This is a genomic window from Streptomyces sp. NPDC056987 (assembly GCF_042673865.1).
In the GTDB taxonomy this organism is placed as follows: domain Bacteria; phylum Actinomycetota; class Actinomycetes; order Streptomycetales; family Streptomycetaceae; genus Streptomyces.
Window position 1 is genome coordinate 1 of sequence record NZ_JBHURV010000071.1, and the last position, 21,825, is coordinate 21,825.

Consider the following 21,825-nt stretch of genomic DNA (forward strand, 5'->3'; position numbering starts at 1 on the left):
CGCCCCCCCCACCCCCGGCGGGGGCCGGGGGGCGCGTTCCTCCGCGCCGCCGGGCCCCTGCGTTCAGTCGTCCGCGCTCAGGCGGCGGTACGCCGTCCGCCCTGGGCGCCGCGGCCGGAGCCGCCGCCCGCGCCGCCGGAACCGCCGGAGCCTCCGCGGCGGCCACGGCCACCGCGGGACGAGCCGCCACCGGTCGCGCCCGCGCCGCCGCCCATGTTGCTCCGGGACGGCCGGGACGTGCGGGTCCGCTGCGCCTTCGGCTTCTGCTGGACCGGGGGCTGCGGCACCTCGATGGTGACGGCGACCCCGGAGGGCAGCCGCGCACCGGTGAGCGTCGCCAGTTCCTCGTCCGTGGACTTGATCCGCGCGGACTTCGGCGCGATCCCCGCGTCGGACATCAGCCGGGTCATCTCGCGCCGCTGCTCGGGCAGGACGAGCGTGACGACACTGCCGGACTCCCCCGCCCGGGCGGTGCGCCCGCCGCGGTGGAGGTAGTCCTTGTGGTCGACGGGCGGGTCCACGTTCACGACCAGGTCGAGATCGTCGACATGGATGCCGCGCGCCGCCACGTTGGTCGCCACGAGGCAGGTGACCAGACCGTTCTTGAACTGTTCGAGGGTCCGGTTGCGCTGCGGCTGCGAACGGCCGCCGTGCAGCCCCGAGGCCCGTACGCCGCTCGCCAGCAGCCGCTTGACCAGCCGGTCCACGGAGCGCTTGGTGTCCAGGAAGAGCAGGACCCGGCCGTCCCGCGCGGCGATCCGCGTGGTGACTTCCTTCTTGTCCGTCTCGTCCAGGACGTACAGCACGTGGTGCTCCATCGTGGTGACCGCGCCCTGGGACGGGTCGACGGAGTGCACGACGGGGTCGGTGAGGTACTGCCGTACGAGCCGGTCGATGTTCTTGTCCAGCGTCGCCGAGAACAGCATCCGCTGCCCGTCCGGCTCGACCTGCTTGAGCAGCGCCGTGACCTGGGGCATGAAGCCCATGTCGGCCATCTGGTCGGCCTCGTCGAGCACGGTGATCGAGACCTGGTCGAGCCGGCAGTCACCGCGCTCTATGAGGTCGATCAGCCGCCCGGGCGTGGCCACGAGCACCTCGGCGCCACGCCGCAGCGCGCCCGCCTGCTTGCCGATGGAGAGCCCGCCGACGACCGTGGTCAGCTTCAGGTTGACGGCGGTCGCGTACGGGGTGAGCGCGTCGGTGACCTGCTGCGCCAGCTCGCGGGTGGGCACCAGCACGAGGGCGAGCGGCGCGCGCGGCTCGGCGCGGCGGCCGGCCGTACGGGCCAGCAGCGCCAGCCCGAAGGCGAGCGTCTTGCCGGAACCGGTCCGTCCGCGGCCGAGGATGTCCCGGCCCGCGAGGGAGTTCGGCAGGGTCGCGCCCTGGATCGGGAAGGGTTGGGTGACGCCCTGGGCGGTGAGGGTCTTCAGCAGCCCTGCGGGCATGTCCAGCTCGTCGAACGCCTCGACGGCGGGCAGTGCGGGGGTGAGGGTCTCCGGCAGCGTGAATTCCTGCGGCCGGGGGGCGGGGCGGCGGGCGGGTGGCTTCGCGGCTCCTCCTCTGGCGCGGGAGTTCACCGGGCGCTTACCGGCAGGTCTGGGTGCACGTGCCGGGCGTTCGGATCGAGTCATTCGGTACTAGCCTTCCTTGGCCGAGGACGGCCGGGCCTTCGGACAGCGCGAGCCGGGGCCCGCACCGTGCAGGTGCGAGCCCCGGCTGCGAGGTACAACGTCCGGGAAATCAGGCCGGGACGATGTTCTCCGCCTGCGGGCCCTTCTGGCCCTGCGTGACGTCGAACGAGACCTTCTGGCCCTCCTGGAGCTCACGGAAGCCCGAGGTGGCGATGTTCGAGTAGTGGGCGAAGACGTCGGCGCCGCCGCCGTCCTGCTCGATGAAGCCGAAGCCCTTTTCCGAGTTGAACCACTTCACGGTGCCAGTAGCCATGTCATTCTCCTAAAACAGGTGCAGAGCCGGAAATCCGCACTTCACGGATTCCTCGTCGCCGCATTGAGCCCCATCCGGAGAAGCCGGCAAAAACAATAATGCGCCTGAGGAACATTCCCGTCAGGCGCACATAAAGTTCATGGGTACCAAAACTGCAACGCGGTCAGCCTAGCACGCTCCGTCGCCGGCCACGGAGTGGTACTCCCCACATGATCGCGCCCTTGCCTCAACCGCCTTCACGGGACTCCGGACGCCCTTGCGCACCGGCCTCCCCGTACGGCTCCTCACGGACCGGGTCGTCCCCGGAACCCCGCCGCAGGGTGCGCATCGGGCCGCCCGGCCGCCAGACGCGAAGCACCAGGTCAGACCCGTCGACGGAGGTCGCCACGACCTCCTCCGGCTCGGCCCGGAAGAGCAGGAACGGCTCCGGCGGGGACAGGCCGGCGGCGAAGCGCGCCCGCACCTCGCCGTCCAGCACCTCCACCGCACGCCCACCGATCCTCACATCCCCGTCCTCCATTCGGTCATCTGTTCCCGGATTCGCGTGCAGGGCAAATCGGGGATCGCGGGCCAGGTCCTGCGCCTTGCGTGAATGGGGCATCATCCCGAGCCACAACTCCCCCCAGCGGAAGGTGACTTCGAGCCCGGCGAGGCGCGGGGAGCCGTCCATTCTGAGGGTGGCGAGCACATGGTGGCGGTACGTCTCGAATCGCCGCTGAACGGTCCCGGCGAAGCGCGGCTCCGCCGAGACGAAATCGGCCCAGGTGAATGTCATGCGTACAGCCAACAACGCATACCCGACACCTTCTGTCGCCTTTTCGCGCCGCGATGGCGCCGGCGGTCAGGGGCAGGGGGTGCTACCGCCGGGGCGGGTGACACCGGGCCGGGTGTTCAGCGACCACGCGGAGGTGCACCGCGGGCACTGGAGGTGGAGGATCGGCCCGTCGTTGGAGATCAGGTAGCGCCAGTGCTCGCCGCAGTTGCGCCGGCCGGCGCAGGCCGCGCAGTGGCGGGCGTCGTCGCAGACCGGGCAGGCCACCCAGGCCCGGCGGGCCGGGTCCGCCTGCGGGTCAATGGGCAGCCGCATGGCCCGGACCCTCTCCCGGCAGGACGCCGGCCGCCACCAGCATGTCGTAGGTGCGCTGCTGCTCGGCGTCCAGGCCCGAGTAGAGGAGGGCGTACGCCTCGTCCTCGCCCCGGAGAGCGGCCACCGGGTCCCAGTCGGGCCCGAGCGCGGCCACGACCTCGGCCCGTCGCCGGGCCTCCTCGAAGGTCAGGTCGATCGTGAAGGGTATGAGGCCGGGATGGTTGTCCTGGTTCATGGTGGGACTTCCGATGTGCTGACAGAACCCCACCATCTCTACCAGGCGTCCCGGCGGCAGGGAAGGGTGGCCTAAGTCTCCCTTGGGGCGGCGCCGGGGAGCACCGCACCCGGTTCATCGACGGGGCACCCTCGGATCGGCCGACAGGCGCGGGCCGTTGCCGCCGCCAGGCACCGAATGACCGGTACGGCCTGTTTCGCGGAACTGTGACGCACTTCATGCCTTTACTGCGGGTCTGTGGTGAGGCCGGGCTTCAGGTTGTGCAGGGTCAGGGGTTCGCCCGGGAGGCGGGAGCGCGACGGGGTGCGCAGGGAGTCGAGGAGCAGGGCCATGGCGCGCTCCGAGATCTGCCAGGACTCGATGCTCGGCAGGGCACCCAGCGGCCGCAGCAGCAGGGAGAGCAGCGCGGCGACGTCGCCGGTTCCGACGTCCGGGCGCAGGGTGCCCTCCCGCTGGGCCGCGCGCACCACCTCGTCCAGGAGCCCGAGCAGCTCACGCTGGAACCGGGTGACCTCCGGGTCCACCAGGGCGGCATGGGACGCCGGCGCGGAGAGGATCGTGAGGTGCACGCTCACTTGGAGCTCCCGTGACGTACGGACCACTCTCACCAGGGCGTTCCAGGCACTCCGCTCCTCGGCGACCGCCGCCTGGGCCTCCGCGAGGACCTTCGCGAAGCTGTCGTGCGCGACGGCCAGGATGAGCGACGTCCGGTCGGGGAAGCGCCGGTAGAGCGTGCCGGTGCCGACCCCGGCCTGCCGGGCGATCTCCTCCATCGGCACGTCGGGCCCCTGGGCGCCGAACACCCGCTTGGCCGCCGCGAGGATCTGGTCGCGGTTGCGCCGGGCGTCGGCCCGGAGGGGCCTTGCGGCGTCTTCCGCCATGGCACCGCCTTTCCGTAAGGGCACCGTAAGTGATGGCCGATTCTGCCACCCCTCATCTGGACGAAAAACCTCCACTTAGTTACTGTCGAAGGTGTGCACGAGTGATCCCCTTTTGGCCCGTACGCCTGAAATGGAGCGATCCGATGAGCAACACTCCCGATGTCGATGAGCGGCCCGGCGTAACCGGCCGGTCCGATCAGAACGATCGGACCGACATGACGCTGCCCATCCCCCGCGCCTGCCCCTACGCCCCGCCCGGCGAGTACGAGCAACTGCGCGAGGAGGCCCCGATCGCGCGGGTCACGCTGCCCACCGGTGCCACCGCCTGGGCGGTCAGCCGGCACGAGGACATCCGTACGCTCCTCGCCGATCCCCGGTTCAGCTCGGACCGGGGCGCGCCCGGATTCCCCGCCCTCAGCGAGGGCGCGCAGACGCTCGCCGCCAAGGCGCTGCCCACGATGATCAGCATGGATCCGCCGGAGCACGGCCCGGCGCGGCGCAGCGTGCTCGGTGAGTTCACCGTGCGGCGGATGCGGGCGCTCCAGCCCCGGATCCAGCAGATCGTGGACGAGTGTCTGGACGCCATGCTCGCCGGGCCCCGTCCCGCGGACCTGGTGACGGCGCTGTCCCTGCCCGTGCCCTCGCTGGTCATCTGCGAGCAGCTGGGGGTCCCGTACGCGGACCACGAATTCTTCCAGCGGCATTCGTCCCAGCTGATCAGCCGCACCGCGGCGGTCCCCAAGAAGGTTCACTCGCGGGACGAGTTGCACGCGTATCTGGAGAGCCTGATCGCGGACAAGGAGCGGGAGCCGACCGACGATCTGCTCGGGCGGCAGATCCTGAAGCACCGCGAGGCCGGCACGTACGACCGTGAGGATCTGATCGGCCTGGCGTTCCTGCTGCTCATCGCGGGCCACGAGACCACCGCGAACATGATCTCGCTGGGCACCATGGCGCTGCTGGAGCACCCGGACGAGCTGGCGGCGCTCCGCGCGGACCCGGCGCGGACCCCCGCGGCCGTCGAGGAACTGCTGCGCTCCTTCACCATCGCCGACGCCGCGGTCTCGCGCGTGGCCGCGGCGGACGTGGAGCTCGGCGGGGTGCTCATCCGGAAGGGCGAAGGGGTGCTCGTCCTCAGCAACGCGGGCAACCACGATCCGGCGGTCTACCCGCGCCCGGACGAGCTGGACATCGAGCGCGGCGCCCGTAACCACCTCGCCTTCGGGTTCGGCGCGCACCAGTGCCTGGGGCAGAACCTGGCCAGAATGGAGCTGCAGATCGTCTTCGACACCCTGTTCCGGCGGGTCCCGGGGCTGAAGCTCGCGGCGCCCGTCGAGAAGCTGGCGTTCAAGGACGACAGCACCGTTTACGGCATCTACGAGCTGCCGGTCAGCTGGTGAGAAGGGAAAATCCATGAGCACCGAACTGCGGATCGTCGCGGACCGCGCGCGCTGCGTGGGCGCCGGTCAGTGCGTCCTCACGGCACCTGAGCTGTTCGACCAGAGCGAGGACGACGGCATGGTGGTCGTCCTGGCCGACGGGGTCGGGGAGGACGACCTCGACAAGGTGCGGGAGGCCGTGCACCTCTGCCCGAGCGGGGCGCTCGCGCTGAAGGCGCGCGAGACCGACCCGCTCAGCGCGACCTGAGGGGCGGCAGGAGAGGCGACCGGAGCCGGCGGGCGATCTCGTGGGTGATGCCGCCGCCGCCCCGCCACGGTGCGGCGGCGCGGCTCCCGGCGCGCGGGACACGGAGCGTCACGGGACGATGCCCTGCGCCCGCGCGGCCGCCAGCCAGTGCGGGAACTCGCCGGTCAGCCGGTCGTACAGCTCGCTGTCCAGGAGTTCGCGCGGGTCCTGGCCCGCGTGGAAGAAGCCCGCGTTGTCGACGGCGCGTTTCTCCGGTACGGGGAGTTCGTCGAGCTTGCGGAGGAAGTCGAACTGGCGGCTGTCCGGGTCGCCGAAGCCGATGAACTGCCAGAACAGCGGCAGCCTGGCGGCCTTGCAGAGGTAGCGCTCGGCCGCCGGTCTGCTGATCGGGCCGCCGTCCGTCTGGAAGACGACGAGGGCGGGGGCGGTCGAGCCGCTGTCGAGGTAGTGGTCGATCACGGCGTCCATCGCCAGGTGGTAGCTGGTCTTCCCCATGTGTCCCAGGGAGGCGACGATCTTGGCGATACGGTCCTCGTGCTCGGCGAGGGAGATGTCCGTCCGCGCGTCGATGTCGGTGGAGAAGACGACGACGGGGACGATGCCGTCGTCGTCCAGGTTGGCGGAGAGACCGAGGACCCGGTCCGCGAGGGCCTGGACGGTGCCGTCCCGGTAGTACTCCCGCATCGAGCCCGAGTAGTCGAGGACGAGGTAGACGGCCGCGCGCTCCCCGCTCAGCCCGTTCTTCTCCAGCGACACCTTCGCGCTCTTGTAGAGGCTGACCAGCGCGGGGGCCGTCTCCTCCACCTTGCGCAAGCTGATGGCCGGGCCGGACGGGGCGGAACCAGGGGCGGTGACCATGCGCGGTCCTCTTCGGTCGAGGGGCTGAATTCCCCTGATTCTCCCACCGGTTCGGACGCACCGGCCCCGGACTCCAATGGTCCCCGGACGCACGCCACGGCGCCTGCCATGGGTCCGGTCGGGGACTGGGGCAGGCGCCGCGTCTTGCGGGAGGGCCCGGGAGACGCTCCCCGGGCCGACACCGCCCGTACGCCGTTGTACGGGAGTCTCTTATGTAGTGCGGCGGATCAGGCCATCAGCGCGCGGTCCGTCGGGCGGATCGGGGCCGGCAGGTCGCTGGCCCCGGTGAGGTGGCGGTCCACGCCCGCCGCCGCCGAACGGCCCTCCGCGATCGCCCACACGATCAGGGACTGGCCACGGCCCGCGTCCCCCGCGACGTACACGCCGGGCACGTTGGTCGCGAAGTCCGCGTCCCGCGCGATGTTGCCGCGCTGGTCGAGGTCGAGGCCGAACTGCTCGACCAGGCCGTTCTCCTGGTCGGTGCCGGTGAAGCCCATCGCCAGCGTGACGAGCTGGGCGGGGAGGACCCGCTCCGTGCCCGCCTTCTGTTCCAGCTTGCCGTCCTTGAACTCCACCTCGATCAGGTGCAGGGACTGGACGTTGCCGTCCTCGTCGCCCTCGAAGTGGGTGGTGGAGACGGAGTAGATCCGCTCGCCGCCCTCCTCGTGCGCGGAGGTGACCTTGTAGAGCATGGGGAAGGTCGGCCACGGCTGGTGCGTGGCGCGCTCGGCGCCGGGCTTCGGCATGATCTCCAGCTGGGTGACGGAGGCGGCGCCCTGGCGGTGCGCCGTACCGACGCAGTCCGCGCCGGTGTCGCCGCCGCCGATGACGACCACGTGCTTGCCCTCGGCGGTGATCGGGGAGACCGTCAGGTCGCCCTCCTGCACCTTGTTGGAGAGGGGCAGGTACTCCATCGCGAAGTGGATGCCCTTGAGCTCGCGGCCCGGGACGGGCAGGTCGCGCGAGATGGTGGCGCCCGCGGCGATGACCACGGCGTCGTACCGCTTGCGCAGCGTCTGCGCGGTGATGTCCCGGCCGATCTCGGTCTCGGTACGGAACTTGGTGCCCTCCGCGCGCATCTGCTCGATACGGCGGTTGATGTGCGACTTCTCCATCTTGAACTCGGGGATGCCGTAGCGCAGCAGCCCGCCGATACGGTCGGCGCGCTCGTACACCACGACCGTGTGACCGGCCCGGGTGAGCTGCTGGGCGGCCGCGAGACCGGCCGGGCCCGAGCCGATGACGGCGACGGTCTTGCCGGAGAGGCGCTCGGGCGGCTGCGGGGTGACGTCGCCGCTGTCCCACGCCTTGTCGATGATGGAGACTTCGACGTTCTTGATGGTGACGGCCGGCTGGTTGATCGCGAGGACACAGGCGGACTCGCAGGGCGCCGGGCAGAGCCGTCCGGTGAACTCCGGGAAGTTGTTGGTGGCGTGCAGGCGCTCGCTCGCCGCCGTCCAGTCCTCGCGGTAGGCGTAGTCGTTCCACTCGGGGATCAGGTTTCCGAGCGGACATCCGTTGTGACAGAACGGGATGCCGCAGTCCATGCAGCGCCCGGCCTGCTTGCTGATGATGGGGAGCAGCGAGCCCGGAACGTAGACCTCGTTCCAGTCCTTGACGCGCTCCTCGACGGGGCGGGACGTGGCGACTTCGCGCCCGGTGGTGAGAAAGCCCTTCGGGTCAGCCATTGGTCGCCGCCTCCATCATCTTCTCGGTGGTCTCGGTCTCGGAGAGACCTGCCAGCTCGGCGGCGTCCTTGGCGGCGAGCACTGCCTTGTAAGTGGTCGGGATGATCTTGCTGAAGCGGTCCACCGCGGTGTCCCACTCGGCCAGCAGCTTCCCGGCGACGGTGGAGCCCGTCTCCTCCTGGTGGCGGCGCACCACGTCGTGCAGCCACTGCCTGTCGGTGTCGTCGAGGGGTTCGACGGCCGACAGGTTCCCGGCGTTGACATTGTCCGGGTCGAGGTCGACGACGTACGCGACACCGCCGGACATGCCGGCCGCGAAGTTGCGTCCGGTCTCGCCGAGGACGACGGCGTGCCCGCCGGTCATGTACTCGCAGCCGTGGTCGCCGACGCCCTCGGAGACGACCGTCGCGCCGGAGTTGCGGACGCAGAAGCGTTCGCCGGTGCGGCCGCGCAGGAACAGCTCGCCGCCGGTGGCGCCGTAGCCGATGGTGTTGCCGGCGATGGTGGAGTACTCGGCCAGGTGTTCGGCGCCGCGGTCGGGGCGTACGACGACCCGGCCGCCGGAGAGGCCCTTGCCGACGTAGTCGTTGGCGTCGCCCTCCAGGCGCAGGGTGACGCCGCTCGGCAGGAAGGCGCCGAAGGACTGGCCCGCGGAGCCGGTGAAGGTGATGTCGATGGTGTCGTCGGGCAGGCCCGCGCCACCGAACTTCTTGGTCACCTGGTGGCCGAGCATGGTGCCCACGGTCCGGTTGATGTTCCGGATGGTGACCTGTGCCCGTACGGGCTGGGCGGCCTCGGCGCTGTCCGCGTTGAGCGCGTCGGCGGCGAGCTTGATCAGCTCGTTGTCGAGGGCCTTCTCCAGGCCGTGGTCCTGCGCGACGACCTGGTGGCGCGGGGCGTTCTCGGGCAGCTCCGGTACGTGGAAGAGCGGCGCGAGGTCGAGCCCCTGCGCCTTCCAGTGGTCGACGGCGCGCTCGGTGTTGAGGAGCTCGGCGTGGCCCACGGCCTCTTCGAGGCTGCGGAAGCCCAGCTCGGCGAGGAGTTCGCGGACCTCTTCGGCGATGAACTGGAAGAAGTTGACGATGTACTCGGCCTTGCCGGAGAAGCGCTCGCGCAGCACCGGGTTCTGGGTGGCGATGCCGACCGGGCAGGTGTCCAGGTGGCAGACGCGCATCATGACGCAGCCGGAGACGACGAGCGGCGCGGTCGCGAATCCGTACTCCTCGGCGCCGAGGAGCGCGGCGATGACGACGTCGCGGCCGGTCTTGAGCTGGCCGTCGGTCTGCACGACGATACGGTCGCGCAGGCCGTTGAGCAGCAGCGTCTGCTGGGTCTCGGCGAGGCCCAGCTCCCAGGGGCCGCCCGCGTGCTTGAGCGAGGTGAGCGGGGAGGCGCCCGTGCCGCCGTCGTGTCCGGAGATCAGCACGACGTCGGCGTGTGCCTTGGAGACACCGGCGGCGACGGTGCCGACGCCGACCTCGGAGACCAGCTTCACGTGGATGCGGGCCTGCGGGCTGGCGTTCTTCAGGTCGTGGATGAGCTGGGCGAGGTCCTCGATGGAGTAGATGTCGTGGTGCGGCGGCGGGGAGATCAGGCCGACGCCGGGGGTGGAGTGCCGGGTCCTGGCGACCCACGGGTAGACCTTGTGGCCCGGCAGCTGGCCGCCCTCGCCGGGCTTGGCGCCCTGGGCCATCTTGATCTGGATGTCGTCGGCGTTGACGAGGTACTCGCTGGTGACGCCGAAGCGGCCGGAGGCGACCTGCTTGATGGAGGAGCGGCGGGCCGGGTCGTACAGACGCTCCGCGTCCTCGCCGCCCTCACCGGTGTTGGACTTGGCGCCGAGCTGGTTCATGGCGATGGCCAGCGTCTCGTGCGCCTCCTGGGAGATGGAGCCGTACGACATGGCGCCGGTGGAGAAGCGCTTGACGATCTCGGAGGCGGGCTCGACCTCGTCCAGCGGTACGGGCGTACGGCCGGAGGCGAAGTTGAAGAGGCCGCGCAGCGTCATCAGCCGCTCGGACTGCTCGTTCACCCGGTCGGTGTACTGCTTGAAGACGTCGTAGCGGCGCGAGCGCGTGGCGTGCTGAAGGCGGAAGACCGTCTCCGGGTCGAACAGGTGCGGCTCGCCCTCGCGGCGCCACTGGTACTCGCCGCCGATCTCCAGCTTGCGGTGGCTCGCGGAGATCCCGGAGGCGGGGTAGCCCTTGGCGTGCCGGGCGGCGACCTCCTGGGCGACGACGTCGAGACCGGCGCCGCCGATCTTGGTGGCGGTGCCGTTGAAGTACTTGTCGACGAACGCCTGGTCCAGGCCGACGGCCTCGAAGACCTGCGCGCCGCGGTAGGAGGCGACGGTGGAGATGCCCATCTTGGACATCACCTTGAGGACACCCTTGCCGAGCGCGTAGATCAGGTTGCGGATCGCCTGCTCGGCCGTCAGGCCCTCGATGAACGTACCGGCGCGGACCAGGTCCTCGACGGACTCCATGGCGAGGTACGGGTTGACGGCGGCGGCGCCGAAGCCGATGAGCAGCGCGACGTGGTGCACCTCGCGGACGTCCCCGGCCTCGACCAGCAGCCCCACCTGGGTGCGCTGCTTGGTACGGATGAGGTGGTGGTGGACGGCGGCGGTGAGCAGCAGCGAGGGGATCGGCGCGTGCTCGGCGTCGGAGTGCCGGTCGGAGAGCACGATGATCCGGGCGCCGCTGTCGATGGCGGCGTCGGTCTCGGCGCAGATCTCCTCGATGCGGGCGGCGAGGGCGTCACCGCCGCCGCTCACCCGGTAGAGACCGGAGAGCGTGGCGGCCTTCATGCCCGGCATGTCGCCGTCCGCGTTTATGTGGACGAGCTTGGCCAGCTCGTCGTTGTCGATCACCGGGAAGGGCAGGGTGACGCTGCGGCAGGACGCGGCGGTCGGCTCCAGCAGGTTGCCCTGGGGGCCGAGCGAGGAGCGCAGCGAGGTGACCAGTTCCTCGCGGATGGCGTCCAGCGGCGGGTTGGTGACCTGCGCGAAGAGCTGGGTGAAGTAGTCGAAGAGCAGCCGGGGCCGGGCGGAGAGCGCGGCGATCGGCGAGTCCGTGCCCATGGAGCCGATGGGCTCGGCGCCCGCGCGGGCCATCGGCGCGAGCAGGACGCGCAGCTCCTCCTCGGTGTAGCCGAAGGTCTGCTGGCGGCGGGTGACCGAGGCGTGGGTGTGCACGATGTGCTCGCGCTCGGGGAGGTCGGACAGCTCGATCTCGCCGGTCTCCAGCCACTCCTTGTAGGGCTGCTCGGCGGCGAGGGACGCCTTGATCTCGTCGTCCTCGATGATGCGGTGCTCGGCGGTGTCGACGAGGAACATCCGGCCGGGCTGGAGGCGGCCCTTGCGGACGACCTTCGCCGGGTCGATGTCGAGGACGCCGACCTCGGAGGAGAGGACGACGAGTCCGTCGTCGGTCACCCAGTAGCGGCCGGGGCGCAGCCCGTTGCGGTCGAGGACCGCGCCGACCTGGGTGCCGTCGGTGAAGGTGACGCAGGCGGGGCCGTCCCACGGCTCCATCATCGTGGCGTGGAACTGGTAGAAGGCGCGCCGGTCGGCGTCCATCGAGTCGTGGTTCTCCCACGCCTCGGGGACCATCATCAGCACGGAGTGCGGCAGCGACCGGCCGCCGAGGTGGATCAGCTCCAGGACCTCGTCGAAGGAGGCGGAGTCGGAGGCGTCCGGCGTACAGACGGGGAAGATCCGCTCCAGCTTCGCGGTGCTCTCGGGGGTCCCGTCGCCGAAGAGGCCGGAGGCGAGCTGGGACTCGCGGGCGCGCATCCAGTTGCGGTTGCCCTTGACCGTGTTGATCTCGCCGTTGTGCGCGACGAAGCGGTACGGGTGGGCGAGCGGCCAGCTCGGGAAAGTGTTCGTGGAGAACCGCGAGTGGACCAGCGCGACGGCGGTCGCGAACCGGCGGTCCGACAGGTCGGGGAAGAACGGTTCGAGCTGGCCGGTGGTGAGCATGCCCTTGTAGACCACGGTCCGGGCGGAGAGGGAGGGGAAGTAGACCCCCGCCTCGCGCTCGGCGCGCTTGCGCAGCACGAACGCCTTGCGGTCCAGGGCGATGCCGCTGCTGGTGCCGTCCGCGACGAAGAGCTGGCGGAAGGCGGGCATCGTCGCGCGGGCGGACGCGCCGAGCAGTTCGGGGGCGACGGGGACCTCACGCCAGCCGAGGACGGTCAGGCCCTCTTCGGCGGCGATCGTCCCGATGCGCGAGACGGCGTCCGTGGCGTCGTCGGCGGGCAGGAAGCCGATGCCGACGGCGTACGAGCCGGCCTCGGGCAGCTCGAAGTCGGCGACCTCGCGGAGGAAGGCGTCCGGTACCTGGAGGAGGATGCCGGCGCCGTCGCCGGAGTCGGGCTCGGAGCCGGTGGCGCCGCGGTGTTCGAGATTGCGCAGTACGGTCAGCGCCTGCTCCACCAGCTCATGGCTGGCAACACCGGTGAGGGTGGCCACAAAGCCGACGCCACAGGCGTCGTGCTCGTTACGGGGGTCGTACATCCCTTGCGGGGCGGGGCGACCGTCCATGGGCGACCAGGCGTCGGAACGCATCGGCTCTCCCGTCGTCGTGTGTATCGGCTTGGCATATGCATTTACCGAGGGACGACGCTGGCCCTCCAAGAAATTTCGTGCAGGTTACATGATGGAAAGCTTCTCGGGAAGCGGATAGCGCGTTCCAGCATGTGGACACCGCTCGTAACGGTGGATGTGGGGGCACGGACGGACAGATCGTCGTCCGTACGGCTGAGGCGGAGCCGGCTTCGTTGCCTGCGGCGCTTACGCCTCATGCCCGGTGATGAACGACTCGAAACCGCCGGGTAACGGCCACATATGTGGCGCCAGGCATAGTGTCGCATCCACCAGGCCGGAACGCTCAGGGACGTAGGTCACAGGAAGGACCATTTTACCTGCCGGACGGCGCGCGTCGAGGGAAACGTTTCGGCCGCGCGATGTGCCGGGCGGATGTACGGAGCGTTTCGGGGCCGTGGCTCCCGGGCGGGGCCGGGGCGGGAGGGTTCAGGAGGGTTCGCGCAACCAGTTACAGTGCGGCGCCGAACAGCGCTCCGAGCCCGTACGTGAGCGCCGCGGCCGTACCGCCGAGGACGAGCTGCCGCAGCCCGCTGTACCACCAGCTCCGCGCGGTCACCCGGGCCACCAACGCACCGCAGGCGAAGAGCCCGACGAGGGCGAGCAGCACCGCGGGCCAGAGCACGGTGGCGCCGAGCAGATAGGGCAGGACCGGCAGCAGCGCGCCCAGCGCGAAGGAGCCGAACGACGACACGGCGGCGACCAGCGGCGACGGCAGGTCGTCCGGGTCGATGCCCAGTTCCTCGCGGGCGTGGATCTCCAGCGCCTGCTCGGGGTCGCGCGAGAGCTGCTCGGCCACCTCGCGGGCCAGCTCGGGCTGCACGCCCCGGGAGACGTAGAGCGCGGCCAGCTCGGCCATCTCGTCCGCCGGGTGCTTGCGCAGCTCCCGCCGCTCGACGTCGAGTTCGGCCTGGACCAGCTCGCGCTGGGAGGCCACGGAGGTGTACTCGCCCGCGGCCATGGAGAAGGCGCCCGCGGCGAGCCCCGCCAGCCCGGTGATCACGATCGTCTGCTGCGAGACGGCGCCGCCGGCGACCCCGGTCATCAGTGCCAGGTTGGAGACCAGCCCGTCCATCGCGCCGAACACCGCGGGCCGCAGCCAGCCGCCGTTCACATCGCGGTGCGTGTGATTGTCGCGGTGGGCCTCGTGGAGCGTGGCCTCGGTTTCGATGATGGACATGGTTCTCCCCTTCACGGGGGCGGTTCCGCGTCCGTCCGCGGACCGGTCACACCCCCCAACGCTTCGAAAATACGCACGAAAAATCGCTCCCGCCAGCAAGGAAGGCCGTACTTACCAGGCCACGGGAGGGGGCGGGGGAGCGTCGGAGCCGCCGGATGCCACCCGGGTGACAGGGGGGTTCCACGGGACTTGTCCGGTGTTCCGCGTGGCAGGGATGCCGGAAAGAAGGCGCGAGATACACACGGCGCGGTGTCCGGCGGGTGCGGTGTTCGACAGGTGCGGTGTTCGCGCGGCGCAGGTAAGGGGTCACACGATGGGGCAGACCGTATGCGACCCCGCCGCCGGGATCGCGGTGGTACGTGACCGGGCGCGCGGCGCGCTGCTGGGGCTGGCCGTCGGCGACGCGCTCGGCGCGCCCGCGGAGAACCTGCGGCCCTCCGAGATCCGGCACCGCTGGGGCCGGATCGAGGGCTTCGTGTCCGACAGCCCGGCCGGTACGGACGACACCGAGTACGCCATCTTCTCCGGGCTGCTGCTCGCCCGGCACGGCTCGGCCCTGACCGTCGCCCATGTCGAGAAGGCGTGGCACCACTGGCTCGCGGACCACGACGAGGGCCCGTTCCGCGGCGCCGGTTTCAGCGAGCGCGGCACCCTGGAGAACCTCAGGCGCGGGCTCGCCGCGCCGATCACCGCCCAGCACCGGCACGCGTGGAGCGACGGGCTCGCGATGCGCGCCGCGCCCTTCGGGGTCTTCGCGGCGGGCCGCCCCGAGGAGGCGGCGCGGCTGGTCGCCGTCGACGGCCGGGTCAGCCACGACGGCGAGGGCATCTACGGCGGCCGGGCGGTCGCGGCGGGGGTGGCCGCCGCGATGACGGGCGCCGGCCCGGCCTCGGTGATCGCGGCGGCGCTCTCCGTGGTCCCCATGGACTCCTGGACGGCCCGCACCCTGCGCCGCGGCGTCGTCGCCGCGCAGCGCGCCTACCCCGACACCCTCACGAGGGAGCGCGCGGTCCGTTCGGCGGTGGTCATCGGCGGCTACCCCTGGACCGACCTGGCCCCGGAGGCGGTCGGCCTGGCCTTCGGCGCGTTCGCGGCGGCGCGCGGTGACTTCCGTACGTCGGTGCTCACCGCCGTCAACATGGGCCGCGACGCCGACACGACGGCGGCGGTCGCGGGCGCGCTGGCGGGGGCGCTGTCGGGGGCACGGGCGATCCCCCCGGAATGGTCCTCGGCCATCGGTCCCGTACGGGGCAGATGCCTGCCCTCGATGCGCGGCTACCACGTCCTGGACATCGCGGACCTGCTCACCCCGTACGACGACGAAGAGGCGGCCTCATGACGACAGAACGGCACGGGGACAGCGCCGGGCGCGCCACGGGCGGGGGCATGGCCGGGCTCCGTCCCCGCGTCGACGCCCCGCCCGCCGCGCGCCGTGCTCCCGTACGGCGGATCGAGGGCCTGCTCCTCGGGCTCGCCGCCGGGGACGCCGCCGGGTGGCCCGCCGCGCGGCACCGGGCGGCCCGGATGCCCGAGTGGACCCGGCGGCTCACGCGCGAGCTGGACACCTTCGCCGAGCAGAACGCGACCACCACCCTCCCCGTTCCCATCGCCCTCAACCAGCCGCCCGAGCCGCTCCGGCTCGGCCCTTCCGACGACGCCGAGTGGGCCGCCTTCGCCGCCGAGTGCGTGCTCGCCGCGGCCGGCCCGCGGTTCGACGGGAGCGCCCCGGCGCGCCGGATGCGGGTCGCCGTCGACCTCGCCTGGAACTCCCTGGCCGGCGAGATCGCCGCCGCCGCGGCGCGCGCGCCCGAGGTCGAGTCGGCCGTGCCGCCCCTGCGGGCCCGGATCTCGGTACGCGCGGGCCTCGGCAATCTCGCCACCGGGCTGCGCCCGCCCGCCACCGGCCACGACAACCCGCACTACTTCGACGACGCGGCCTGTGTCCGCGCCGCCGTCCTCGCCACCGTCCACCCCGGCGACCCGTCCGGCGCCGCCGCGCTCGCCGAGTTCGACGCCCGCTACACCCAGGACGGCGACGGGGTGCACGGCGCCCGCGCCACGGCCGCGGCGGTCGCCGCCGCGCTCGGCGGCGCGGGACCCGAGGCCGCCGTGGACGCCGCGCTCGACCAGCTTCCCTGCGCCACGGAGATCGGCCGCAACGCCCGCCACGCCGTCAAACTGGCCCGGGACTTCGCCGAGGAACCGGCCGGTGCCTTCGCCCTCGTACCGCTGCTGGAGCATCAGATCGTCGACCACGTCTACAGCTACGGCATCGCCGCGGCCGAGACCGTGCCCGTCGCCCTCGCCCTGACCCTCGCCGCCCGTGGCGAGGTCAGCGGCGCGGTGCCCGCCGCCGCCTGCCTCTCCCGGGTCGCGGACTCCGCCCCCGCCCTCGCCGGCGCGCTGAGCGGCGCGCTCGGGGGCGCGGACTCCGTGCCCGTCGCCTGGCTGGACGCCTGCCGCACGCTCGCGGGGTGCGCGCTGCCCCGGTTCGCCGGTACGGATCTGGTGGAACTCGCCGGGCTCCTCGCAGCCACGGAACTGACCGCTTCGGGTGGACAATTCCGACATGACGACGCTGAGCCCTCCCCCGACGCCCGGCACTCCCCCACCGCCCGTCACCTCTGAATCTCCCGCCACACCGTCCGCCCCGCCCGGGGGGGGGGGGGGGGCCCCCCCCCCCCCCCCCCCCCCCCCCCCCCCCCCCCACCCCCCCCCCCCCCCCCCCCCCCCCCCCCCCCCCCCCCCCCCCCCCCCCCCCCGGCGGGGGGGGGGGCCCCCCCCCCCCCCCACGACCACGACCACCCTCGCCGACCGGATCGCCGGCGCGCTGACCGGCGCGGCCGTCGGCGACGCGCTCGGCGGGCCGGTCGAGGGGTACTCCCCCGAGCAGATCGTGGAACGGCACGGCGGCCGGGTGACCGGCATCGTCGGCCCGTGGTCCGAGGACTGGCGCACCGCGCGCCCGCTCGCCCCGTACCACAAGGGCGACGGCCACATCACCGACGACACCCTGATGACCCACGCCCTGATCCGGGTGTACGCACGCGTCCGCGACCACCTCGACGCGTACGCGATCGCCGCGCACCTCGTCCCCGACCTGATCTCCACACCCCGCTGGATCCCCGAGCTGGAGGCCGAGGCGCTGCCCCTCCAGCGGCTCTTCCTCGCCGAGAAGTGGCTGGTCACCCGGGTGCACTACGGGCACGTCGACCCGCGCGAGGCGGGCACGGGCAACATCGTCAACTGCGGCGCCGCGATGTACATGGCCCCGGTGGGGCTGATCAACGCCGCGCATCCGCAGGCCGCTTACGCCGAGGCGATCGATGTGGCGGGCGCCCACCAGTCCTCGTACGGACGTGAGGCGGCCGGTGTCTTCGCCGCCGCCGTCGCCGCCGCCTGCGCACCGGGGGCCACCCCCGCCACGGTGGTGGAGACCTGTCTCGCCGTCGCGAAGGACGGCACGCGCGCCGCGATCGAGGCGGTGTGCGAGGTCGCCTCCCGCCACCGCTGCACGGAGTCGGCGCTGCGCGGACTGCGCGAGGCCGTCGCCCCCTTCGACACCGTCGGCCCGCACTACCGCGCCCCCTCCCTGGGCGCCCGCAGACCTTCCCGGCTGCACTCCATCGAGGAACTGCCCATCGCGCTGGGCATGTTGCTGATCGGCGCGGGCGACTACCGCCGTACGGTGCTCGGTTCGGTCAACTACGGCCGCGACTGCGACTCGATCGCCACGATGAGCGGTGCGCTCGCGGGGGCCCTCGGCGGCGCGGCGGCGGTCCCGCCGGAGTGGGCGGACCGGGTGGCCGAGGCGAGCCGTCTCGATCTCCGGTCCCCGGCACGGGAGTTGACGGAGGTGGCGTACGAGGTGTTCGCCCTGGACCGGGAGCGGCGCCGCGCCCATGAGGCGGCCTTCGCGAACCTGACGGAGCGTCGACTTCAGGACGCGCGGTGACCGGCCGTACGGCGACGGGGCACACGGCGGCAGGCGGTACGGCAACGGGCGGTAGGGCAACAGGCCACACGACAACAGGCCACACGGCAACGGGCCCTACAGCGAATGGGCATACGGCGACGGGCCTGCGCCTCACCTGGGTGCAGCCCGAGGATCTCCTCGGCCATGAGCTGCGCCAGGCGGCGGAGGACGGCCGCGACGCCTCGGAGATCGCCGGCCGCTGGCGCGCGGCGGGCGGCTCCCCCGCGCCGGATCGGGCCGGTGCCTCACCGACGCCCGCCGCTCCCCGACTACGCGCATTGGCTGAGCAGTTGCTCGACGAGCTGGCCGAGCTGGCCGAGCCGCGCGCCGAGGCCGAGCCGACCGGCCTCACCGCGATCCGGGCGGCCTGCCCTTCCTGGCCCCCCGGACCGGAGGAAGGGCGCGATCAGCGCACCCGACCGGCGCTCACACAGCCCGCGTTGCACGCCGCCTGGCTCGGCCGCGCCGCGGGCTGTCTGCTCGGCAAGCCCGTGGAGAAGCTCCCCCTCGCCGGCATCCGCGCCCTCGGCCGGGCCGCCGGCAACTGGCCGCCGCGCACCTGGTTCACCGCGCGCGGCGTACCCCCGGAGCTGTCCGCCGCGTACCCCTGGAACCGGCGTTCCGCGCCGAACTCGCTCGCCGAGAACATCGACGGGATGCCGGAGGACGACGACCTCAACTACCCGCTCCTCAATCTGCTGCTCCTGCGGCGCCACGGGCCGGAGTTCACCACCGCGCAGGTCGCCCGGGTATGGCTGGAGGAGCTGCCGGCCGGGCGTACCTTCACCGCCGAGCGGATCGCGTACCGCAATCTGCTCGCCGGGATCGAGCCGCCGGACACCGCCCGGCACCGCAACCCGTTCCGGGAGTGGATCGGCGCCGCCATCCGGGCCGACACCCACGGCTGGACCCACCCCGGCGACCCCGCCTCCGCCGCCGCGCAGGCCCACCGGGACGCGACACTCACCCACACCGCCAACGGTGTGTACGGCGCGATGTTCGTCGCGGCGGTCATCGCCACCGCTGCCAGGAGCGCCGATGTCCACGCGTGCCTGCGGGCCGGGCTCTCCGTCGTACCGCCCCGCTCCCGGCTGGCCGCGGCGGTGCGTCTCGGCATCGAAACGGCCTGTGCCGACAGGGAGTTCGATGCCGTGGCCGATGTGCTGCACGCCGAGTTCGGCCACTACCACTGGGTGCACGCGGTCCCGAACGCGGCGCTGCTCGCCGCCGCCCTCACCCACGCGGACGGCGATTTCAGCGGCTCCATCTGCCGTGCCGTGTCCGGGGGCTGGGACACCGACTCGAACGGCGCGACGGCCGGTTCGGTCGCCGGTCTGCTGGCCGGACACCCGGCCCGGCTGCCCGACCGCTGGACCGCTCCCCTCAAGAACCGGCTCGCGACCTCCGTCGCCGGTTTCCAGGACATCGGCTTCGACGCCCTCGCGGAGCTGACCCGCGCGGCCATCGGCACCACCCCCCGTACCGAGATCGAGGCCCGATGACGACCGACACGACGGGGACCACCAAGCCGACCGGGACGACCGGGGCGGCCAAGCCGACCGGGACCGGGACGACCGCCCCCGCCACCGCGTCCGGAGGCGCCGGGCACCCCCGCCCGCTCCCCCTCGCCGGGATGCGCGTCCTCGATCTCGCGACGCTCTTCGCGGGGCCGCTGGCCGCCACCCTCCTCGGTGACTTCGGTGCCGAGGTGATCAAGGTCGAGCACCCCGGCCGCCCGGACCCCTCCCGCGGGCACGGCCCCGCCAAGGACGGCGTCGGCCTGTGGTGGAAGGTGCTCGGCCGCAACAAGCGGACCATGACTCTCGATCTCTCCACCCGGGGCGGCCGTGAGCTGCTGCTCGGGCTCGCCGCGCGGGCGGATGTGATCATCGAGAACTTCCGGCCCGGCACGCTGGAGAAGTGGGGCCTCGGCTGGGACGAGCTCTCCCTGGCCAACCCCCGGCTCGTACTGGCCCGGGTGACCGGCTTCGGCCAGTACGGTCCGTACGCGCACCGCCCCGGCTTCGGGACGCTCGCCGAGGCGATGAGCGGTTTCGCCGCCGCCACCGGCGAGCCGGACGGGCCGCCCACCCTCCCGCCGTTCGGCCTCGCCGACTCGATCGCCGCGCTGGCCACGGCGTACGCGGTGCTGACGGCGCTCGCCGGGCGGGACGCCACGGGCCGGGGCCAGGTGGTCGACCTGGCGATCATCGAGCCGATCCTGGCCGTGCTGGGACCGCAGCCGCTCTGGTACGACCAGCTCGGCTACGTCCAGCCCCGTACCGGCAACCGCTCGCGCAACAACGCGCCCCGCAACACCTACCGCACCGCAGACGGCTCCTGGCTCGCGGTCTCCACCTCCGCGCAGTCCGTCGCGGAACGGGTCATGCGGCTGGTCGGCCGCCCCGAGCTGATCGACGAGCCCTGGTTCGCGACGGGCGGCGGGCGGGCCGGGCACGCGGAGACCCTGGACGACGCGGTCGGCTCCTGGATGGCCCGGCACACCCGCGACGAGGCGCTGACCGCGTTCGAGCGGGCCGAGGCGGCGATCGCGCCCGTCTACGACATCCGGGACGTGATGGCCGATCCGCAGTACCGGGCGCTTCAGACGATCACGGAGGTCGAGGACCCCGAGCTGGGGCCGCTGCGGATGCAGAACGTCCTCTTCCGGCTCTCCGAGACGCCCGGCGCCATCCGCTGGGCGGGCCGTCCGCACGGCGCGGACACGGATACGGTCCTCACCGAGCTGGGTCTGACGGCGCCGGAGATCGCCGCGCTGCGCGCCGAGGGCGTGCTGTGACCGCCGTTCCCACCCCGCTGACCTGGCTGTACGTCCCCGGGGACCGGCCGGAGGTGATGGCGAAGGCGCTCTCCTCGGGGGCGGACGTGGTGATCGTCGACCTGGAGGACGCGGTGGCGCCGGAGCGCAAGGCGTACGCGCGCGCCGCCACCGCCGAGTTCCTGGCCGGGCCGCACCCGGTCCCCGTCCACGTCCGGATCGCCGACGAGCGGGACCTGCCCGCCGTGGCCGCGCTGCCGGGGCTCGACGGGCTCCGGCTGCCGAAGGTCGCGTACGCCTCCGACATCCACCGCGCGGCGGCCCGCGCCCCCGGCGTCGCGCTCTACGCGCTGCTCGAATCGGCCCTCGCCGTGGAACACGCCCACGCCATCGCCGCCGCGCACCCGGCGGTCCGTGGCATCGCGCTGGGCGAGGCGGACCTCCGCGCGGATCTGGGGGTACGGGACGACAGCGGCCTGGACTGGTCGCGCGGCCGGGCCGTGGTGGCGGCGCGGGCGGCGGGGCTGACGCCCCCGGCCCAGTCGGTCTTCCCCGATGTGCGGGACCTGGACGGACTGGCGGCCTCCTGCCGCCACGGCCGAGGGCTGGGCCTGCTGGGCAGGGCGGCCATCCACCCGCGCCAGCTCCCGGTGATCGAGCGCGCCTACCGGCCGTCCCCGCAGGAGATCGCGTCGGCGGAGGAGATCATCGAGGCTGCGGCCGAGGAGGCGGGCGCTCAGGCGCTGGTCGACGGGCGATTCGTGGACGCGGCGATCGTCGCGGCGGCGCGCCGCACGCTCGCCCTGGCGGTACGGGGACAGGAGGCGGCCACCTGACGCCGTACCCGGCCCCTGAGCGACGCTCCCCGACATCGGCGGCGGAGCCTGATCGGCCGGCTCACGAGGTACGGCGACGGCCCGGCCCCTGGTGGGGGGGGCCGGGCC

The 21,825-nt window shown here is 72.6% G+C and carries 18 protein-coding genes; 8 read left to right on the top strand and 10 right to left on the bottom strand.

The genetic code is table 11. The features are described from left to right. Positions 1–77: 77 nt before the first annotated feature. The 6 genes from ACFTZC_RS41115 to ACFTZC_RS41140 all read right to left on the bottom strand — a co-directional run bounded on the left by ACFTZC_RS41115 (position 78) and on the right by ACFTZC_RS41140 (position 4,147). Entirely contained in the window at positions 78–1,631 is a 1,554-nt protein-coding gene (locus tag ACFTZC_RS41115) for a DEAD/DEAH box helicase (protein WP_382899143.1), read from the bottom strand. Between the two features lie 109 nt (positions 1,632–1,740). Beyond that, entirely contained in the window at positions 1,741–1,944 is a 204-nt protein-coding gene (locus ACFTZC_RS41120) for a cold-shock protein (RefSeq protein ID WP_003969786.1), read from the bottom strand. A gap of 226 nt (positions 1,945–2,170) precedes the next feature. Further along, on the bottom strand, positions 2,171–2,719 hold the full coding sequence (locus tag ACFTZC_RS41125) for a pyridoxamine 5'-phosphate oxidase family protein (RefSeq protein WP_382899145.1): 549 nt from the start codon (positions 2,717–2,719) through the stop codon (positions 2,171–2,173). 66 nt (positions 2,720–2,785) lie between these two features. Further along, complete coding sequence (locus ACFTZC_RS41130; RefSeq protein ID WP_382899147.1) at positions 2,786–3,031, bottom strand: hypothetical protein; 246 nt, start codon at positions 3,029–3,031, stop codon at positions 2,786–2,788. Beyond that, the gene (locus ACFTZC_RS41135) at positions 3,015–3,266 is read right to left on the bottom strand and encodes a DUF6400 family protein (protein ID WP_382899149.1); all 252 of its coding nucleotides are present in this window, start codon (positions 3,264–3,266) and stop codon (positions 3,015–3,017) included. The genes ACFTZC_RS41130 and ACFTZC_RS41135 overlap by 17 nt, the downstream gene beginning before the upstream one ends. Before the next feature lie 224 nt (positions 3,267–3,490). Beyond that, on the bottom strand, positions 3,491–4,147 hold the full coding sequence (locus ACFTZC_RS41140; RefSeq protein WP_382899150.1) for a TetR/AcrR family transcriptional regulator: 657 nt from the start codon (positions 4,145–4,147) through the stop codon (positions 3,491–3,493). Positions 4,148–4,362: 215 nt separating this feature from the next. Here ACFTZC_RS41140 and ACFTZC_RS41145 point away from each other — a divergent pair, with 215 nt between their 5' ends. Together ACFTZC_RS41145 and ACFTZC_RS41150 are read left to right on the top strand one after the other, a co-directional pair. Beyond that, positions 4,363–5,547 (top strand): cytochrome P450, encoded by a 1,185-nt coding sequence (locus ACFTZC_RS41145; RefSeq protein WP_382899169.1) that lies wholly within the window; start codon positions 4,363–4,365, stop codon positions 5,545–5,547. A 13-nt stretch (positions 5,548–5,560) separates the two neighbouring features. Further along, positions 5,561–5,794, top strand: a complete 234-nt coding sequence (locus tag ACFTZC_RS41150; RefSeq protein WP_382899152.1) for a ferredoxin — start codon at positions 5,561–5,563, stop codon at positions 5,792–5,794. Positions 5,795–5,902: 108 nt separating this feature from the next. Here ACFTZC_RS41150 and ACFTZC_RS41155 read toward each other — a convergent pair whose 3' ends face one another. From ACFTZC_RS41155 to ACFTZC_RS41170, 4 genes are all read right to left on the bottom strand, one after another. Further along, on the bottom strand, positions 5,903–6,652 hold the full coding sequence (locus tag ACFTZC_RS41155) for a vWA domain-containing protein (RefSeq protein ID WP_382899154.1): 750 nt from the start codon (positions 6,650–6,652) through the stop codon (positions 5,903–5,905). A 227-nt stretch (positions 6,653–6,879) separates the two neighbouring features. Then, positions 6,880–8,340, bottom strand: a complete 1,461-nt coding sequence (locus ACFTZC_RS41160; RefSeq protein ID WP_382899156.1) for a glutamate synthase subunit beta — start codon at positions 8,338–8,340, stop codon at positions 6,880–6,882. Next, complete coding sequence (gene gltB, locus ACFTZC_RS41165) at positions 8,333–12,910, bottom strand: glutamate synthase large subunit (RefSeq protein WP_382899158.1); 4,578 nt, start codon at positions 12,908–12,910, stop codon at positions 8,333–8,335. Before gltB ends, ACFTZC_RS41160 begins: the two co-directional genes overlap by 8 nt. Positions 12,911–13,397: 487 nt before the next feature. Further along, positions 13,398–14,126 (bottom strand): VIT1/CCC1 transporter family protein, encoded by a 729-nt coding sequence (locus ACFTZC_RS41170; protein ID WP_382899160.1) that lies wholly within the window; start codon positions 14,124–14,126, stop codon positions 13,398–13,400. Between the two features lie 313 nt (positions 14,127–14,439). Here ACFTZC_RS41170 and ACFTZC_RS41175 point away from each other — a divergent pair, with 313 nt between their 5' ends. From ACFTZC_RS41175 to ACFTZC_RS41200, 6 genes are all read left to right on the top strand, one after another. Next, entirely contained in the window at positions 14,440–15,465 is a 1,026-nt protein-coding gene (locus tag ACFTZC_RS41175; RefSeq protein WP_382899161.1) for an ADP-ribosylglycohydrolase family protein, read from the top strand. Further along, complete coding sequence (locus ACFTZC_RS41180) at positions 15,462–16,754, top strand: ADP-ribosylglycohydrolase family protein (protein WP_382899163.1); 1,293 nt, start codon at positions 15,462–15,464, stop codon at positions 16,752–16,754. The genes ACFTZC_RS41175 and ACFTZC_RS41180 overlap by 4 nt, the downstream gene beginning before the upstream one ends. 190 nt (positions 16,755–16,944) lie before the next feature. Continuing rightward, positions 16,945–18,081, top strand: coding sequence for an ADP-ribosylglycohydrolase family protein (locus tag ACFTZC_RS41185; RefSeq protein ID WP_382899171.1), 1,137 nt, complete (start codon positions 16,945–16,947; stop codon positions 18,079–18,081). Positions 18,082–18,206: 125 nt separating this feature from the next. Beyond that, positions 18,207–19,604: an ADP-ribosylglycohydrolase family protein gene (locus tag ACFTZC_RS41190; protein ID WP_382899173.1), complete on the top strand. Its 1,398-nt coding sequence runs from the start codon at positions 18,207–18,209 to the stop codon at positions 19,602–19,604. After that, on the top strand, positions 19,601–20,902 hold the full coding sequence (locus ACFTZC_RS41195; RefSeq protein ID WP_382899165.1) for a CaiB/BaiF CoA transferase family protein: 1,302 nt from the start codon (positions 19,601–19,603) through the stop codon (positions 20,900–20,902). The genes ACFTZC_RS41190 and ACFTZC_RS41195 overlap by 4 nt, the downstream gene beginning before the upstream one ends. Next, positions 20,899–21,717, top strand: coding sequence for an HpcH/HpaI aldolase/citrate lyase family protein (locus ACFTZC_RS41200; RefSeq protein WP_382899167.1), 819 nt, complete (start codon positions 20,899–20,901; stop codon positions 21,715–21,717). Before ACFTZC_RS41195 ends, ACFTZC_RS41200 begins: the two co-directional genes overlap by 4 nt. The last annotated feature ends 108 nt before the right edge of the window (positions 21,718–21,825 follow it).